This window comes from Crateriforma conspicua (assembly GCF_007752935.1).
In the GTDB taxonomy this organism is placed as follows: Bacteria; Planctomycetota; Planctomycetia; order Pirellulales; family Pirellulaceae; genus Crateriforma; species Crateriforma conspicua.
Map to the genome: position 1 here is coordinate 6,735,723 of NZ_CP036319.1, position 17,229 is coordinate 6,752,951.

Below are 17,229 nucleotides of genomic sequence, written 5' to 3' on the forward strand. Positions count from 1 at the left end.
TTGGTGATTAATCGGGGAGCCGGCAAAGGAGTTGGCGGATCCCCGCGAAAGTCTTCGAGACTTCTCGTCTTCGCGTAACAATCCGTCGCACATCGCGCGCCAGTCGTACCGACCATGACCATCCGGCGGTGGGAACATGACTTGCAGCCGGCATGGTTTCTGCCGCCGACGTCCAATTGCCCCATGACAGAGGAGAACCCCCGGGAATGACATGGATCGAAATGGCCCCGATCGCGGTCGCCGCCGGTCTGGGATTTCTTCTGGGACTGGAACGAGAGATTGCGGGGAAACCGGCGGGGATCCGTACGCATATGATCGTGGCTGCGGGATCTGCCATGCTGATGCTGCTTAGCCAGCGGATCTTTGACGACTTCCAGGGCCAGCAGCCTGATCAGTTGTTGCGATCTGACCCGATCCGTGTCCTGCAAGCCATTGTGATCGGCATCAGCTTCCTGGGCGCCGGCACGATCGTGCACGATCAACACGAAGGCGTCGAAGGGTTGACCACAGCGGCCACGATCTATCTGACCGCCGGAATCGGTGTCGCCGCGGCCATCGGCCAGACCCGTCTGGCAATCGTCGTCACACTGGGAGGCTTGGTTGTGCTCGGAATTGTTGGTGCCCTTGAACGCTGCATCGCACGATGGCATCGTCGGAATTCGCAACGTATTTGCGAATCCGATCAGAACGTTGCACCCGAGAACCATCCATCGAAGGACGATTCGCACGAGTAAAATTCTTGGACTTTCAAGGCTTTACATCGAATCATTCATCACCACAACCTTGCCACGATCAACGCCCTGTTCGACCCGCCGATGGGCATCGGCCAGTTGCGACAGACCATAGTGGCGATCGATGGTGATCTTCAGTTTCGATTGCCGGTACAAATCGATCAGCTGTAACAAATCTTCGCCGTTCGGTTTCGCCAGCATGATCCGGCCGGACTTCGAAAGCGGCCAAGTCAGCAATGATACCGCCAAACCCGACAGATTCGGCTCGGTCGACACGTAATGCCCTCCGGACGCCAGGGCCGAGCGTGCTTGGAAATAGCTGGACTTGCCGGCAGCGTCAAAAATGATGTCCCACGTCTGTCCGGCCTGGGTGAAATCGACTTGGGTGTAGTCAATGAAGCCGTCCGCACCGAGCGAACGACAATACGCTTCGTTGTCACCACTGGCCACCGCATCGACGTGACACCCGGATGCTTTGGCGATCTGGACAGCGAACATGCCGACACCTCCACTGGCACCATTGACCAAGACCCGATTCCCCGCCTGCATCTTTGCGTGATCACGTAACGACTGCAGGGCTGTGGTCCCGGCCAGCGGCATCGCGGCCGCTTCGTCGAACGGCAGATCATCGGGAATTTTCGCGACACAATGCACCGCGCATGTCGCGTAGTCCGCCGACGCCCCGCCGGTCAAATGTTTCAAAAACGCGATGACCCGATCACCGACTTGGAAGGGACCGTCCCCACCATTGTCAGCGACATACCCCGCCACGTCATATCCAGGAATGCGTGGAAAACCTCCGGGCAGTACCGCCCGCATCTCCCCTTGCCGCATGCGATAGTCGATGGGGTTCACACTGGACGCCACCACTTGCAACAACAATTGCCCCGGCCGACGGTGCGGCACGTCCACCGTCGTCGGGTTCAGGACGGACGCGTCGCCATAGTCTTCATAGGTGACGGCCGACATGGTCGGACCAGCAGGGCGAAGGGGGATGGATTGAGCGTTGGGCATATCAATCGTGGTCATCGTCGGGACTCCTGTCGACTTTTGGTTTGACGCCCAGAAAAACACCGTTCAAAAAAATTTGATCCGCAAGCCGATGGTGTGCTGGGCGAGATTTTGTGATCGGCGCTGGGTTGAAGCGGTTCACCAATACCGCGATAGCCACCATCGAGTGCAATCACCGTTCCATTGCCCGATTAGTGCACACTGCCACACCAACGGTGTCACTGACACTTGTCCACATCGACCTTCATGCGTCGGTGATTTGGCAGTGTTCGACTCAACCCCATGTTGATCGCTTTACGAGCACTTGGATCCTTCCAAGCCAACGGCCCATCGATTCAAGAGTCAATAACACGCTGGATTACCCGTCTGCGCGTCGTCAACGGAGACGCTTCCGCCGCATGGCGCGCCAGTTGCGACTTTGGTCGGCAGACGTTTGAAAATTCAGAATCTGTCGATTCAGATTCCAACGATAACAACACCAGGAGACTTTGATGTCGACCATTGCAAAACAAGCCCACGTGGACCACGAAAGCCAAGCCCACGCAAATCGCTCGAACGAGACATCCAACTTGCCCCAACCCGGCAACCATGAACCCAGTGAAGGCTATTTGACACAGTCGATCGAGCAACAGACTGCCAAGTTGCCATCGGATACTTGGCTACTTGCTGCCGGCGGTTCCATCGCACTGTCGATGTTTCTGCAAGCGACCGGCCAGAAACAAAAATCGTTGTTCGTGGGAAATTGGGCTCCGACTTTTCTGCTGCTGGGCATCTACAACAAGATGGTCAAACAGCACGGTTCGGAATGAGTGCGGGCAATGTTGGCCCGATGTCTCGCTGCCGTCGTCGCACCACCGCTTGCGGCGACGGTCGGCCAGTTCGGCCCGACCGGTTTGCAATCGGCCCGGCAAATGCAGACGACCTATGGCTGCGATCAAGACGAATGATTTCGGCGACGACGTGACAGCCACGACAGCGTGCTGCCCGATCGCCGCTGGCACGAGCCTCCCTTTGCGGCAGGGATTTCCGTAAATGCCGCTGGCCAATAACGCAGGTACCCACCGATGAACGACTGCAACCCCGAAATAGACGCCCAACTGAACGCTCTGAGTGATTTGTGCTGCGAAACGCTGGGAACCGAAAGAACATTGGATCCCGATCGTGTTCAGCGTCTGACCAAGGCGTTGTTAATGAGCGGGTTTGTCCAGAAGGATTCGCAACCGCTAAGCGCAGAGATTGAGTCGCGTGCACGGTCACGCTGCCTAAGCACCGCGATGCACCGTGGCGGCGAACTGAAGGCGATTACCGAATCGATTCAGAAAGCTTTCAACCGGCAAGTCACTTGGGAAAGCGCTCAGCCGTCCAAAGACAGCGGTACACGACCGGCCAACATCAGCTCGGCGACCGACGCCTGACCCACGCGCCGGTCTGCCAAGCTGATGATCTTCGGTGACCGAAGCTATTCTGCCAAATCCTTTTCGGCGACGTCGATCAGCTGTTTTCGCTTTCCTGCGTTGACTTGACTATGAAAGTAGACTTCCGGCGGAAACCAATGCTCGGGTTCTTTCATCCATTCGTCATGGACGTCCAAGCTTAGATCACAATCAAAGCGATACAGAATGCTGTAACGCTTGTCTTTGGAACCTGCACCGGTGTGATGGCAAAGCCCCCAGGTGATGCCACGCCCATCGTCGTTACCTTCGAATGCATCGGGTACGTAGGGGCCCGATGCAATGGGCATCAAGCTGACACTGGAAGCCACCTGAAAATTGACGCCGTCCGGTGCGTATTGAATCGTGTTGTGTTCGTTACCGTGCCGAATCACCATCGCGGCGATCCCTTCTTTGAACGGAAACAGCCCCGTTTCATGCCCCGAATTCAGAACCGGATTCAACGGATGCTTGGTATAGGGGCCTAGCGGATTGTCGGCAATCGCCAGCCCCGTAAAGCGAACCGGTCGTGGTTTCCCGTTCGCTTCAGACTTGTAGTACAGATAGATCTTTCCCTTGTAGACCAGCGGATAGGGATCGTGAATTGAATACTGGTCCCACTGCCCTTTCGCGCCATTGGGAATCACGACCTTGCCGACCGCATGCCAGGGGCCGTCGGGTGAATCGGCCCATGATGCGGTGACCGGGCAATCGTCGCCACGAGTCCCCGACATTTCCAAAAACGCTTGATAGAAAAGGTAATACTTGCCTTTCCACACCAAGACATCGGGAGTGGAGACCGAACGCCAGCCCGCCTGCGGCTTCGGCGGACGTTTGACGGCAACGCCTTGTTCGGTCCAAGTGAATCCATCGGTACTGGTGGCGTACCAGATTTCTGCCAAATCCCAGTCAGTCGACGGGATGACATCGGTTCCACCGGCCGCTCCGCGCGGCGGCGTCGGAGTGCTGCGACGTGTGTACCAGACGTAGTATTTGCCGTTCGCCTTGACGATCTTGGAAGGATCCCGGCGCGACACCGTGCCGTCCCCATCGTGATAGTCCAAGCCTTCAATGGGCGAATGTCGAAACTTGGTGAACAGTTCGTTGCCCCACGTCGATGGGGCAATGTATTGCTCGTAAGCCCGCTCCATCGCGGCGCTCAGTTCCATGTCAGGTTTTTCCGCCGGCACACCGTACGGATAGACCGCGTCCTGCGCGGATGTGGTGGCGGCGACCACCACCAACAGGCTGGCCATCGACCAGCGAAGACCTTTGATGCAGGCGGCGGACTGGGCCACGTGGCGTCGAGTCTTTGGTGATGGTGTGCCCAGATCTTTGGGCGGGGCGGGACGAACGGATCCACTCATGGTGAAGATCTCCTGAGTCAAAATCGTCGGAAGGCGGGGCGAAGACGGGTGGGCCGTGACGAAGCATCCCGGTTCCCAGGACGACCGCCACCAGCCCGATTGTAAATTGTTGACAATCGTTTGCCAAGCAAATGCACGAATCGGCATTGTCCGCCAAACCCGATCGTCGAATGGGTCGGCAATCCGGATGTCGATGGCCTGTCCCGACCAACGTATACAACCCAGTGGCGCGTCTGAATCATGGCTCAAGAGATGAGCGGCAAGGCGCTAGCCGCCGGTACCCCAACACCACATGAGCGGCAAGGCGCCAGCCGCCGGTACCCCACCACCACATAAACGGCAAGGCGCCAGCCGCCGGTACCCCACCACCACATAAACGGCAAGGCGCTAGCCGCCGGTTCCCACCACCACATGAGCGGCAAGGCGCTAGCCGCCGGTACCCCACCGACACTGCGAACAACCAACCGGCACCGATTCCTTCGACCAACCGTCAATGACCTCCGCAACCCGACAGTTTGATTTTGTTCCACCACTACCGACCGGTCCGACACCAAGCGGTATCGACCGTCGAATCCTCTTCCCCAGCCAGACCCAACCGCACCGTGATGTATCGGATCTTCCAGTTGCGATTTGTCGCCCGACTCGTGACAGGGATGCTGACAATACTGGTCAGCATCGCGTCTCACCGCTCATGCCACGGCGATACCACCGAAGCATCGCGTGCGCGACCGAACATCCTGTTCATCGCCGTCGATGACTTGAACGATTTCAGCGGGTTCGCATCGGAGGAACCCGGAAACTTTCTGCAAGTGATTTACCCCGATGCGAAGGTTCGGCGACAGGTAGCCGATCGGCTGACACCGACGTTGAATCGATTGGCCAAGCAATCATCCCCGTTCGTGCGTGCTTACTGTGCCGCTGCTTTGTGCGGCCCATCGCGGACGTCTTTGATGACCGGGGTCGCGCCACATGTTTCCGGATACTATTTGCACGACCGCCACTTCCGACTGTATCCCACGTTGTCCGACGTCGTCACCTTGCCGCAACAGTTGCGTCGACACGGCTACTTCACCGCTGGCGCTGGAAAGATCTTTCATAAAGCGGTTGGGGATCGCGACGGGGCGTTGAAGGACGACTGGGCCGATGCCAGGCATTCATGGGACGCCTGGGTCAATCATGCGCAAGGTGCCGCGGGTAAGCCGGATCGGTTTTCACCACCCAATGGCGGATTGATGCAGTTTGGTCGTGGCACCCAACCGCAACAGGAAACCGGCGATTGGAAAACGGCTGACTTCATTGCCCAAGTATTGGAATCCGGTACGGCAACGGCGACCGCGGCGCGTGGCCGCTTGGGCGAACGCCGAATCACTCTTCCACAGGATCAGCCGTTCTTTCTGGCCGCTGGCCTGTTTCGTCCTCACCTGCCGTTCTATGCACCAGAAGAATTCTTCGATCGATTCCCGACTGCAGAAATGACGGGTTTGAATTCCGACAACCTGCGCACCATCGTCGACGACTTGAAAGACTTGCCACCAGGAGCCGAACGTTTCACCGACTACCGTGGCGGCAAGTTCCGCATGATCATGGACCATGCCAAAACGGTCGGTGGCCCCGGCGCCGAAACGCAGGCATGGAAAGCGTTGGTGCAATCCTATTTGGCCTGTGTATCGTTCGCCGATTCCTGTCTCGGACGCATCTTGGACGGACTGCAGAAATCGGAATACACCGACAACACCGTGGTGGTCTTGTGGAGCGATCACGGGTACCACCTGGGGCCCAAGTATCACGTGGCAAAACAAGCGGTGTGGGAGAAAGCCAATCGGGTGCTGCTGGTGATTCGCGACCCACGCAACCCCAACGCCTGTGATGGAACGCCGCGTCGCCAGCTTGCCAGTCTGAACGATCTGTATCCGACAATCTGCCAGTTGACCGGCGTGACGCTACCGGGTCCCAAGGTCGGTCACAGCCTGGTTCCGCTGCTCCATTCCGCGGACGCCGCCCCGGTACGCAACGAAGTCGTCTTCACGTACATGAAAGGAAACCATGGCTTGCGGACGGCCAGGCACGCGTTCCTACGATACCAAGACGGAACGTCGGAACTTTACGACATAGACGTTGACCCGCGTCAGCTATCCAATTTGGCCGGTGACGTATCGTACGCAGAATTGAAAGAATCTTTGAATCAGCAACTGGACGCTTGGCTGGCCGACCCCCACTAGGTCACCAATTGTGTCCTTTCATTTCGAACACGAAAACAAGACGGCCCGCCATGAAGTTCTCATCGAATCCGATACCGAACCGCATTTGGACGATCACCGCTATGGTGTTCACAGTGCTGTCCGTCGGCGTTGATGCCGAAGAGTCTCCCGACATTGTTTTCGTCATTGCCGATGACCTGGGGTATCTTGACGCCGGATTCATGGGAAACCCGGACGTACAGACCCCTGCATTGGATGGACTGGCTGAACAGAGCATGCAGTTTCATCGCATGTACGTGGCGTCTCCCACTTGCGCACCATCGCGGGGTGCCCTGCTGTCGGGGCTGATGCCGTTTCGCAATGGCGCCGAACCCAATCACTCGCTGGTCCGTGACGACGTCAAACAGCTGCCACGTTATTTCAAAGACTTGGGCTATCAGGTGGCCAGCTTTGGAAAGATCACCCACGGCAAAGACAAGCGTGCCGGATTCGATGTGGACGATCGCCGTTTTTCATTCGAAAACACGCAGATGGTCGACGACTTTCTGGCCAACCGGAAGGGCATCCAACCGTTATTGATGATGGTTGGCATCAAAGACCCGCATGTTCCCTGGCCCGACACTCCGGATTCCAATTGCGATCCCGCCAAGTTGACGCTGCACGAGCAATTGATCGACACGCCGGAAACGCGGTTTCACCTGGCCCGGTACTACAGCGATGTCCAGCGGATGGACCAACAATTGGACGCGGTGCTGCGGGCAACCCAGCAACACCTGGGATCCGACACGATCGTGATTTTCACCAGTGACCATGGCGCGCAACTGCCCTACGGAAAGTGGAACAATTACGACTACAGCCTGCGTGTCCCGTTCTTGGTCCACTGGCCAGGCGTTACTGAGGCAGGCGTGAAAAGTAACGCGCTGATTTCGTTCGTCGACATCTTGCCGACGTTGATCGAAATCGCCGGGGGAAAGCCGCCGTCCTCTGGATTTGATTCCGGCCAAATTGATGGTCGGTCCTTTGCCGATCTGCTGCGTGGCCGTACTGACCAGCATCGCGAGTCCGTCTTTTCAACGAACTCATCGGCGGCCCATCACACGTACCCGTTGCGAACTGTTCGGACTCGACGTTTCCGGTACGTGATGAATGTCGTTCCCGAATGGAACTTCACCACACAGACGGACCATAACCCGTCGGCCGAGGGTCACGCGATGTGGAAATCATGGATTGCCAAGGCGAAATCCGATCCCGATGTCGCAAAGAAACTGAGGGAATACCATCGTCGTCCCGCCGAAGAACTTTACGACCTGGAATCGGATCCTTCCGAACAACGCAACCTGGCGGCCGACCCCGGCTATGAAGCGGTCAAACGCCGGCACCGCCGTTTGCTGGATCAGTGGATTCGGCAAAGCGGCGATACGTTGCAACGCCACGGCCCGCCCATGGACGTCTTGTTGAAAGTCCCGGTGTCGAGCCCGTCTACGGCGACAGATTCGCCTTAGTTTCTTGGTCGATACGTACCCGCTGATCCTTGCTCAAGCCTTGGTTGAAGTGAATCTCCGGCGTGAAATAGACATGGTGCTTTTTCATCGACGGGTCATCGACATCGCGACTGAGATCACAATCAAACCGGGCCAGAATCGCATGGTTTTTCTTCCAATTCCCCGTGGCGTTGGTGAAGTGAGAAAGGCCCCATGTGATGCCGCGTCCGTCATCGGTATCGGTAAAGGCATCTTTGATAAAAGGGCCGCCCGCGTTGGGCATCAATTCCACGATCGATTTGATTTCAAAGTTGACCCAGTCTTCGGCATACTGGACCGTGTTGTGTTCATTGCCGTCCCGGATGACCAGCGCGGCGACCCCTTTCTTGAACGGAAACAAAGTCGTCTCGTGGCCTGAATTAACCACCGGGTTTAACGGATGCTTGGTGAACGGCCCCAGCGGGTCATCGGCGATGGCCAAACCGTGCATGCGAATGTAGGGATCACCGTTGCTGTCGGACTTGTAGTACAGATAGATTTTTCCGTTGTGCACCAGCGGATAGGGATCATGAATCGAATACTGATCCCACTGTCCCGGCGGGCCGTTGGGGATGACAATTTTATGAGTCGGATGCCAAGGCCCATCAGGTGAATCGGCCCAGGAAACGGACACCGGACAATCATCGCCACGGGTTCCACTGGCTTCCATGAAGCCTTGGTAATAAAGGTAGTACTTTCCTTTCCACACCAGGATGTCGGTGGTGGTCACCGATCGCCAACCCACGTTTGGCTTGGGTGGTCGCGGCACAGCCACCCCTTGTTCCTTCCAAACGAAACCGTCTTCGCTGGTTGCGTACCAGATGTCGGCCAGATCCCAATCGGCCGACGGAATCACATCGGTGCTGTTGCCCGCACCTTGTGGCGGGGTGGGAGTGTCACGCTTGGTGTACCAGACGTAATACTTTCCATTGACCGCGATGATCTTGGATGGATCGCGACGTGAAATTGTGCCGTCGTGGCCGTTGTAGTCAAAACCCTTCAAACGCGTGTACTTGAACTGCGTGAACAGTTCGTTGTTTTCCGGTCGCGGTGCCGGATAGGCCGTGTAATTCCGCTCCATGGCGGCGCTCAGCGGCAGGTCGGGCTTCTGGTCTGGAAACTGATAGGGAAAACCGGCCGGGGGATCGGCGTGGATTTGTCCGCCGGCGGCTGCCAGAAACAGGCCTGCCAGCGTTAGAATGACGCGTTCTGGTTCGATCATCTTGGTCAACATCTCGTTGTGTCTCGCAAAGAAACTAGCATGGGGGTGGCCCGCGGCGTTGGACGTCGGGCCGGACCGGCCGATTCGGAACCGGTTTTCCTAGCCTAGCACGCCCTTTCACCGCCCGTGACAGGGGGACCGCAAAGCCAACGACCGCTGCGCTGCTCCGCCCGTCATCCCGCCCGATGCTTGAACAACGTCGCCCGCAAATCGCACTGCTCGTCGAAGCGTCACGCGCGTACGGTCGTGAACTGCTGCGCGGCGTCGCCTACTACGCCCGCACGCAGGTCCACTGGTCGTTGCTTCATCAAGAAATGATGCTGGATTCCACCGTGCCGCCGTGGATGTCTGATTCGCGAATCGACGGGGTGATCGCTCGCGTCGATCGACACGTGATCGATCCGCTTCGCCAGTTGGGTGTCCCGATCGTTGATGTCCGCTGCAATCGAAAATTCTCCGGCATCCCCCAAGTCGAAACCGACAACCACCGAGTCGCCGAAGTGGCGTTCAAACATCTGTGGAACCGGGGCTTCCGCCGATTCGCCTACTGTGGCTTTCGCTTTGCCACCTACTCCGAAACCCGCCTGGATGCGTTTCGTGCTTGTGTCCAGCAGTCCGGGTGCCCGTTCACCGCCTATCAATCCGAAGGCAAGCTGGGCAGCCAATTGACCACGCTGGAATGCCAAGGTCTGTCCGACACCAAACCCTTGATCCAGTGGCTATCCAAGTTGCAGCGTCCCACCGGATTGTTTGTTTGCAACGACATCCGTGGCCAGCAAGTTTTGAACGCCTGTCGCGGTATCGGTATCTCCATCCCGGACGATGTCGGCGTGATCGGTGTGGACGACGACGACGCGATCTGTCTGATGTGCGACCCTCCGTTGTCCAGTGTCCGTCCCAACGCGGAACACGTCGGATACCGAGCGGCCGAAATCCTTCACCAGATGATCTCTGGACATCCGCCGGACCGCCAGGTCGAACTGATTCCCCCGTGTCATGTTTCCGAGCGTGAATCCACCCGAGTCGTTGCCGTTGACGATGTCGAACTGGCCAAGGTGTGCCGATTCATTCGCCAGAACGCTTGCCAGGGAATCAACGTCAACGACATCACTGAAATCTCCAATCTGTCGCGTCGGCAACTGGAACGACGGTTTCGCGAAGAACTTGGACGCACGCCGCACGAGATGATCACCGCGACGCAACTTGATCGCGTCAAACAACTGCTGCGTGAAACCGACATGACGCTGGAACAGATCGCGGCCAAAGCCGGTTATGCCCACAAAGAAAGCTTGAGTGCGGTTTTCAAACGCGAAACCGGATTGACCCCAGGCGTGTATCGCACCAAACATCGCAAGTCGAAATAGTCGATCGGTGTCGCGATCCATTACGTGATTGACGCAAACTTTGACCCCACCGCAACGACGGTCGGTCACAATGCATCTCCGTCTTAATGTCGATGCTTGAACGACCAAAGCCGTCATCGACCGGTCCGATCACCTATCAAAGCAGGATCAACGAATGTCCCCCCAACGATCGATACTTGTGATCGTGACTAGCTTGACGTTTGGCTTGTTTTTGCCACAGCCGACCGCGAACGCAGCATCCGCGGACGATCCCCCCAACATCCTGTTCATTTTCGCCGATGACTGGGGTTGGGGCGATTTGGGATGCCACGGGCACCCTTATGTCGAAACCCCAAACATCGATCGCTTGGCGCGGGAGGGCACCGACTTTCACCGCTTCACCGTCGCCAGTGGTGTCTGTTCGCCCAGTCGCACGGCGGTGATGACCGGTCGGTTTCCCGCACGCTTCAACATCGACGGCCATTTCGCGTGGGTGCCCAGCAACGCGAAACGCAACATGCCCGATTGGTTGGATCCCAATGTGACGACCTTACCCGGATTGCTGAAATCGGCAGGCTACGCCACCGCCCATTACGGCAAGTGGCACCTGTCCAACGACATGATCCCGGACTCTCCGTCGCCAGGCGTCTATGGATACGACGACCACGGTGCATTCAATTGCTCCGGCGAACAAATGCCAGTCCACGACGATTCCGATCGTGCCATCGCGTTCATCGAACAAGCGAATCAAAACGACCAACCTTTTTTCATCAACCTGTGGATTCACGAACCCCATACGCCCTTTCACGTGATTCCAAAGTACCGCTGGCAATTTCGTGACGCGGGTCTATCCGAAGCCGATGAGATCTATGCGGCGGTACTCGCCCATGCCGACGACCGCATCGGCGAAGTGCTGGACGCATTGGACCGTTTCGGAATAGCCGACAACACACTGGTCATCTTTAGTTCCGACAACGGCCCCGCACGTGCATCACGCCCAACATCACTGCAATTGACCTATGACACGGCGACTGGTGCCGGATTCGGGATCGCCGCATCCAAAGGCATCACCGCTGGCCGAAAAGGCTATAAAAATTCGCTGTTCGAAGGCGGCATCAACGTTCCTTTCATCGCACGCTGGCCGGGCAAGATACGGGCCGGTGCGATCGACCCCGACTTGATGATTTCGGCCGTGGATCTGTTGCCAACCTTTTGTGAGATTGCCCACGCCGAACTTCCCGATTCGTATCAGGGCGACGGAATCAGCCAAGCGGCGTATCTGGACGGCGACGCTCCCAAGGGACGCGCCAAACCGCTGTACTGGAAACTCCGATCGTCCTGGCCGCCCTCCAAATCGAGTCCACACCACTGGGCGTCGTACTGCATTGTCCAAGACAAATGGAAGCTGTTGGCCAATGCCGACGGTTCCTATGCCGAACTGTATGACATCGTCAAAGATCCCATGGAATTGGTCGACGTCCGGGCATCCAATCATGAAGTCACGCAGCGTCTGAAAGAGCAACTGGATGATTGGAAATCGACGCTACCCGCGTCACCCGATCCCATGTTCTTTTCCGAACTGCGATCCCCGTGAATCAGACGCAGGAATCAATACCAGCAAGTTGACACCACGCGACGGCGGCGGTGCGGATGATTAAATCAGCGCAGCCGTCGACCGACTTCGCGCAAGGTGGCAACGTCATCGGGATGAATCGATCCGTCGGGCAAAGGCCCGGTGTTCAGCAACAGGTTGGCCGGAATCTGTGATGCATTGTCCAGCATCTGCATCACCTGGTCAGCCGACTTGTGTTTGCCGTTGTCACTTTCCTTGTAGCCCCATCCGTGCGGCTGCAACGTGTCACACAACTCCAGCGGCACATCGGATTCGCCCTTCCAGTTTCGCTCGGGCGCTTTGAAGTCCTCGTTTCCCAACAGGCCTTGCTTATACGACACCAACACTTGTGGCTGCAACGACCAGATGTGCTCGTACAGTTCCTGGGTCTTGAACTGTTCGATCTTGGCTTGCCGCGACTTGGGAACACCGATGCCGTCCAACCAAATCCCCGCAATCGGTCCATAATTGGTCAACAATTCGGTAACCTGGTTCTTCATAAATTCGACGTAGATCTGAAGATCATGCGTTTTGCCTTGCACATAATGCGTCTCCGGCGGATCGTACTTGGGTCGCGCGGAACCACCCCAACCCCAGTTGTTGGGCGCATGGGGATGCCGCCAGTCGCGACCATGCGAATAGTACAAAAAGAACCCCAACCCTTTGGCCTGACATTGCTCCGCCAATTCGGCGACCAAATCTCGCTTGGCCGGTGTGTTGGTGCTTTTGAATTCCGTGTACTTCGAATCAAACAGGCAAAAGCTGTCGTGGTGACGAGTCGTGATGTTGATGTACTTCATTTGCGCGTCCAGCGCCAAATCGGTAATGAAGTCGGCATCAAACTTTTCTGCCGTGAAACGATCCGCCAGTTTCGCATAGTCGGCGACACGAATTTTCTCGTTGATTTGCACCCATTCGCCTCGGCCCAACAGCGAGTACAAGCCGTAGTGCAGAAACAAACCGAACTTGGCGGATTCAAACCACTCAATCGCCGCACCACGCGGGTCCTTCGCAAAAGCGGTCTTCATGCCGGCCAAGTAGGAGGGCGGATCCGCAGGCGTTTCGTCCGCTGTGCAACGATCGCCCCAGGAAAACGCCGATGCGGCAAACGCCGCCTGAAGGACTCGTCGACGATTGAGTTTTTGCGAATACATCGAACAGACTCTCGTTCTCTGGTGGGTGATCAACAAGGCGGGCGGAACGCAGAAAAAACCTATTGCGACGCTTGTTAGGGCTGTTTCACTTCGGTCAGTTCGACCCGGCGCAGATTCATCGGATGCCAGTGATCCACATCAGGCCTTAAGGTGATTCGAATCTTGCCTGAATCGGAAACTGTCATCGTTCCCAGATCGACCTCGGCATAGTTGCCATAGCCTCCCGTCGACGACGCGGTAGCGTGAAGCGATTCGCCTGGTGCCGTGACGATGAACCGCGTTTCGGGTTGTTCGACCGACAATTCGGCACGAACCCGGAACGTTGCCGGATGATCCAATTCAACATTCCATTCCAGCCATGCCTGTCGATCGTGCCAGTATCCGATGTGCGCTATGTCGTCGTGGTATCGGATCCCCGCCTGGCGTGCACCTTCGTTGTTGTGGATGTAGGCGTCACGGGCGTTCAGCGTCAGCCTGCCGTTTTCATCCGGGTGTGGCAAACGCTTCTCGATCTTCAGTTCGCCTTCCACTTCCAACACGATCACCGATGCGATGTCGTCCGGTGCCTCCATCGGCAGGGACACCGACACGCCCTTGTCCGTGTTTTCGGCCATAATCGTCCGACCGTCGGCCAGCAAACGGGCTTCGCGAACGGTGTTCTTCAACTCGGGAACCGTTAGCGCCAGATCATCCGGCCAGTCGAAGACGTGCAAAAACAGGTGCGTGGTTTCGCCGGTCGTCTTCATGGTGCATCGTCCCCACGCCAAATCCGACAACGGACTGGCTTGGGTACCTTCGATGGACTGCCGATTCACCTTCATCCATTGACCGATTCGTTTCAGCCTTTCGACCGCTTGGGGCAACAAGTCGCCACGTCCGGTCGGACTGACGTTCAACAAATAGTTCCCGCCCTTGCTGGCGATGTCGATCAGATTGCGGATCAGCGTCTCGGACGACTTAAAATCCTGGTCGATTGCTTTGTAGCCCCAACTGCCACTGATGGGCATACAGACTTCCCAGTCTTGATCCGCCGGCGGCGTGTCAGGAATGTGACGTTCGAATGTCTTGTAGTCACCCGGATAATCCTCGCCCAGTCGATCGTTGGTGACGACCTTGGGCTGTAATCGCGTCAATGAATGCAGGCTGTCGAACGATTCACGACTCATTTTACGAGGCGTGTCCCACCAAAAGATTCCGATCGGCCCATATTCGGTCAGCAGTTGCCGGACCTCCGGAACAGCTTTTTCACGCACATAGATATCGCTACTGACCCGCTGAAGGTTCTTGTCCCAGTTATTCCCGAAACCACCGGGATGGTGCCAGTCTTGCGCTTGCGAATAGTAGAAACCGAAGCGGATATCTTGCCGCTGACATTCTTCGGCCAACTCTTTCATGATGTCGCGACCAAAGGGGGTCGCGTCGACCACGTTGAACGGATTGACGTGCGAATCAAACATCGCAAACCCGTCATGATGCTTGGCGGTGATGATCAGGTACTTCATCCCCGCTTCTTTTGCCAAGCCGACAAACTTGCTGGCATCAAATTCCGTCGGATTGAACCGCGCCGCATACTGTTCGTATTCGGCGATCGGAATCTTGCCTCGGTTCATCATCCATTCAGCGCTATTGGGCAATTCTTCACCGCGATAGCGACCGCCGGTCACCGAATAGATCCCCCAGTGGACGAACATGCCAAACTTGGCTTCGCGCCACCACGCCATGCGTTGATCCCGATCGGAACTCGGGCTTTCAGCAACCGCGGGTGTCAATGCCAGCAGCGATGCAACGACGAATAGACACAAACAGGCGAACGTTGAATTTCTCATCTCGGGCTTACTCTTGATTCGCATCGCTCATCAGTTCAACGGGATCGAATTGGATGGACTTCAGACTGGCCGATTCCACATCACCGTCGATGCAGCGGGCGAACACTGAATAGGTTCCCGGTTCTGGAAACGACAACCAACCGATTGGAAAAGCTTGATAGTTGTGCGAGGCGTTCTGTTGATTCTGGATTTTTTCGCCACCATCGATGCCCACCTGCCATACCAGCCGTCCCGTTCCGGAATAGACCAGATCGACCTGGTAAGTACCGGCGCGATGCACATCCAGTTTCCAGACGGCCCGACCGTCGCCTCCGAAATCATGAACATGAACGACGCCCTTCCACTCGCCAAACTTCTCCATCCAGCGACGCTTCTCCTTCACCGCATGGTCCGCTTCGGCAAACTCTGCCAAGACTTCGGTGCTTTGTGCAGGATCGACCGCCCAAACCGGATCCACTTTCGGCGGTGATTTCAAATCCAGCTGAATCACTGACACCAAAGGATCGACCGGACGTGGTGGTAATTCGATGACCGCCCATTCTTGTTCACTTCGAAACGGAAGGGAGTCGGAAGAATCCGCACCAAGCAGTCGGGCCGATTGAATCGACGTCAACAGATTCGGGACATACAAACGTCCGTCATCGGGCCAGCGGAACACACACAAAAACAAGGTGTTGTCATTGCGGGTCACATCCCCCCAGGGCAACGCATGCTGCCACGGGGATGCATCGGTTCCGTAGATCACTTGTGGATAACGTCGAATCCAGTCGCCCGCCGCTTTCAGGGACGCGGCCGCCCGGCCAGGCACACTGCCATCGCCTTTGGGTCCGATGTTCAGCATGTAGGTGCCACCGCGACCGACACAGGCGACCAATCGCTTCAGAATTTCCTTAGGAGATTTCCAGTTTTCGTCATACCACGCATAGGCCCAGGAATCATTGGTGGTGTCCACACTTTCCCACATACCGGGAACATTTTGATGCGGGACTTCCATATCACCCAGCGTTTGATAATCCCCCAACCCGTGACCAGCCCGACCGGACACCAGAGCATTCGGTTGGTTTTTGTGAACCAGTTCCACCAGTTGCTGGACGTAGTGTTTGGGCATCTTTCCCGGCGTGTCAAACCACACCAATTCGATCGGGCCGTATTTGGTTGTGATCTCGTTGACTTGTGGCAAACACTTGTTGACAAAGTAATCATCGAAAGTCGCGACTTGTCCCTGATCGTCCACTTTGGGGCCGTTGCCACCGCCGGGGAACGTCCAATCCTGGTTATGTGAATAGTAAAAACCAATCCCCAGTCCGGCATCCCGGCACGCATCGGCCAGTTCCCCCATCGGATCACGCTGCCACGGCGTCGCATCGGCGATATTGAAATCACACACGTCCGAATCGTACATCGCAAATCCGTCGTGATGCTTTGCGGTGATCACGATGTATTTCATTCCCGCATTTTTGGCGATGGCGACGATCTTTTTGGCATCAAAGTCCACCGGATTGAACCGCTTGGCCAATTGCTTGTACTCGTCGACGGGAATACCGGCCATGCGTGGGTTCATGATCCATTCGCCGATGCCGTAATAGGTCTTTCCGTCGACCTGATTACCCAGCATCGAATACAGCCCCCAATGAATGAACATCGCATAGTTGCCTTCGTCGAACAGTTGCCCCCGGCGGGCGTTTTCGGCACGAAGTTTCACCACCGATTCGCCCCACATCTGATCCATCGCCTGTTGGCCTTGGACAGTGGCGTTCTGGGCCGCGACGGTCATAACGGCGATCAACAACAGGACAAAATTTCGCATGGGACTTC

Annotated in this window: 14 protein-coding genes; 8 read left to right on the forward strand and 6 right to left on the reverse strand. The window is 56.7% G+C overall.

Annotated features, from left to right (window positions below):
- Window positions 1-206: 206 nt before the first annotated feature.
- Complete coding sequence (locus Mal65_RS24660) at window positions 207-734, forward strand: MgtC/SapB family protein (protein WP_145303969.1); 528 nt, start codon at window positions 207-209, stop codon at window positions 732-734.
- Between the two features lie 21 nt (window positions 735-755).
- Here Mal65_RS24660 and Mal65_RS24665 read toward each other — a convergent pair whose 3' ends face one another.
- Window positions 756-1,760 (reverse strand): NAD(P)-dependent alcohol dehydrogenase, encoded by a 1,005-nt coding sequence (locus Mal65_RS24665; RefSeq protein ID WP_231131241.1) that lies wholly within the window; start codon window positions 1,758-1,760, stop codon window positions 756-758.
- 473 nt (window positions 1,761-2,233) lie between these two features.
- On the opposite strand from Mal65_RS24665, the gene Mal65_RS24670 reads away from it, so the two are divergent.
- The 3 genes from Mal65_RS24670 to Mal65_RS24675 all read left to right on the forward strand — a co-directional run bounded on the left by Mal65_RS24670 (window position 2,234) and on the right by Mal65_RS24675 (window position 3,157).
- The gene (locus tag Mal65_RS24670) at window positions 2,234-2,551 is read left to right on the forward strand and encodes a hypothetical protein (RefSeq protein ID WP_231131242.1); all 318 of its coding nucleotides are present in this window, start codon (window positions 2,234-2,236) and stop codon (window positions 2,549-2,551) included.
- Window positions 2,552-2,560: 9 nt separating this feature from the next.
- A complete protein-coding gene (locus Mal65_RS27360) occupies window positions 2,561-2,689 on the forward strand; it encodes a hypothetical protein (protein WP_261343495.1) in 129 nt (42 codons plus the stop codon).
- Between the two features lie 117 nt (window positions 2,690-2,806).
- Window positions 2,807-3,157 carry a hypothetical protein gene (locus tag Mal65_RS24675; protein WP_145303972.1) on the forward strand — a complete coding sequence of 117 codons (351 nt, stop codon included), beginning with the start codon at window positions 2,807-2,809 and terminating at the stop codon, window positions 3,155-3,157.
- Between the two features lie 44 nt (window positions 3,158-3,201).
- Here the strand turns inward: Mal65_RS24675 and Mal65_RS24680 are convergent, their stop codons facing one another.
- Entirely contained in the window at window positions 3,202-4,428 is a 1,227-nt protein-coding gene (locus tag Mal65_RS24680) for a glycoside hydrolase family 117 protein (RefSeq protein WP_145305183.1), read from the reverse strand.
- Window positions 4,429-5,144: 716 nt separating this feature from the next.
- Here Mal65_RS24680 and Mal65_RS24685 point away from each other — a divergent pair.
- The gene (locus Mal65_RS24685; protein ID WP_145303975.1) at window positions 5,145-6,758 is read left to right on the forward strand and encodes a sulfatase; all 1,614 of its coding nucleotides are present in this window, start codon (window positions 5,145-5,147) and stop codon (window positions 6,756-6,758) included.
- Between the two features lie 50 nt (window positions 6,759-6,808).
- Window positions 6,809-8,239, forward strand: a complete 1,431-nt coding sequence (locus tag Mal65_RS24690) for a sulfatase family protein (RefSeq protein WP_145303978.1) — start codon at window positions 6,809-6,811, stop codon at window positions 8,237-8,239.
- Here the strand turns inward: Mal65_RS24690 and Mal65_RS24695 are convergent.
- The gene (locus Mal65_RS24695) at window positions 8,217-9,491 is read right to left on the reverse strand and encodes a glycoside hydrolase family 117 protein (RefSeq protein WP_196784427.1); all 1,275 of its coding nucleotides are present in this window, start codon (window positions 9,489-9,491) and stop codon (window positions 8,217-8,219) included. The two genes, Mal65_RS24690 and Mal65_RS24695, sit on opposite strands and share 23 nt — an antisense overlap.
- 173 nt (window positions 9,492-9,664) lie before the next feature.
- On the opposite strand from Mal65_RS24695, the gene Mal65_RS24700 reads away from it, so the two are divergent.
- Both Mal65_RS24700 and Mal65_RS24705 read left to right on the forward strand, forming a co-directional pair.
- Window positions 9,665-10,843: an AraC family transcriptional regulator gene (locus tag Mal65_RS24700; protein ID WP_145303983.1), complete on the forward strand. Its 1,179-nt coding sequence runs from the start codon at window positions 9,665-9,667 to the stop codon at window positions 10,841-10,843.
- Between the two features lie 154 nt (window positions 10,844-10,997).
- Complete coding sequence (locus Mal65_RS24705) at window positions 10,998-12,416, forward strand: sulfatase family protein (protein ID WP_145303986.1); 1,419 nt, start codon at window positions 10,998-11,000, stop codon at window positions 12,414-12,416.
- Window positions 12,417-12,481: 65 nt separating this feature from the next.
- Here the strand turns inward: Mal65_RS24705 and Mal65_RS24710 are convergent, their stop codons facing one another.
- The 3 genes from Mal65_RS24710 to Mal65_RS24720 form a co-directional block, all read right to left on the reverse strand.
- The gene (locus tag Mal65_RS24710; protein WP_145303989.1) at window positions 12,482-13,588 is read right to left on the reverse strand and encodes an alpha-L-fucosidase; all 1,107 of its coding nucleotides are present in this window, start codon (window positions 13,586-13,588) and stop codon (window positions 12,482-12,484) included.
- 74 nt (window positions 13,589-13,662) lie between these two features.
- Window positions 13,663-15,414, reverse strand: coding sequence for an alpha-L-fucosidase (locus Mal65_RS24715; protein WP_145303992.1), 1,752 nt, complete (start codon window positions 15,412-15,414; stop codon window positions 13,663-13,665).
- 7 nt (window positions 15,415-15,421) lie between these two features.
- A complete protein-coding gene (locus Mal65_RS24720; RefSeq protein ID WP_196784428.1) occupies window positions 15,422-17,221 on the reverse strand; it encodes an alpha-L-fucosidase in 1,800 nt (599 codons plus the stop codon).
- Window positions 17,222-17,229: the final 8 nt, after the last annotated feature.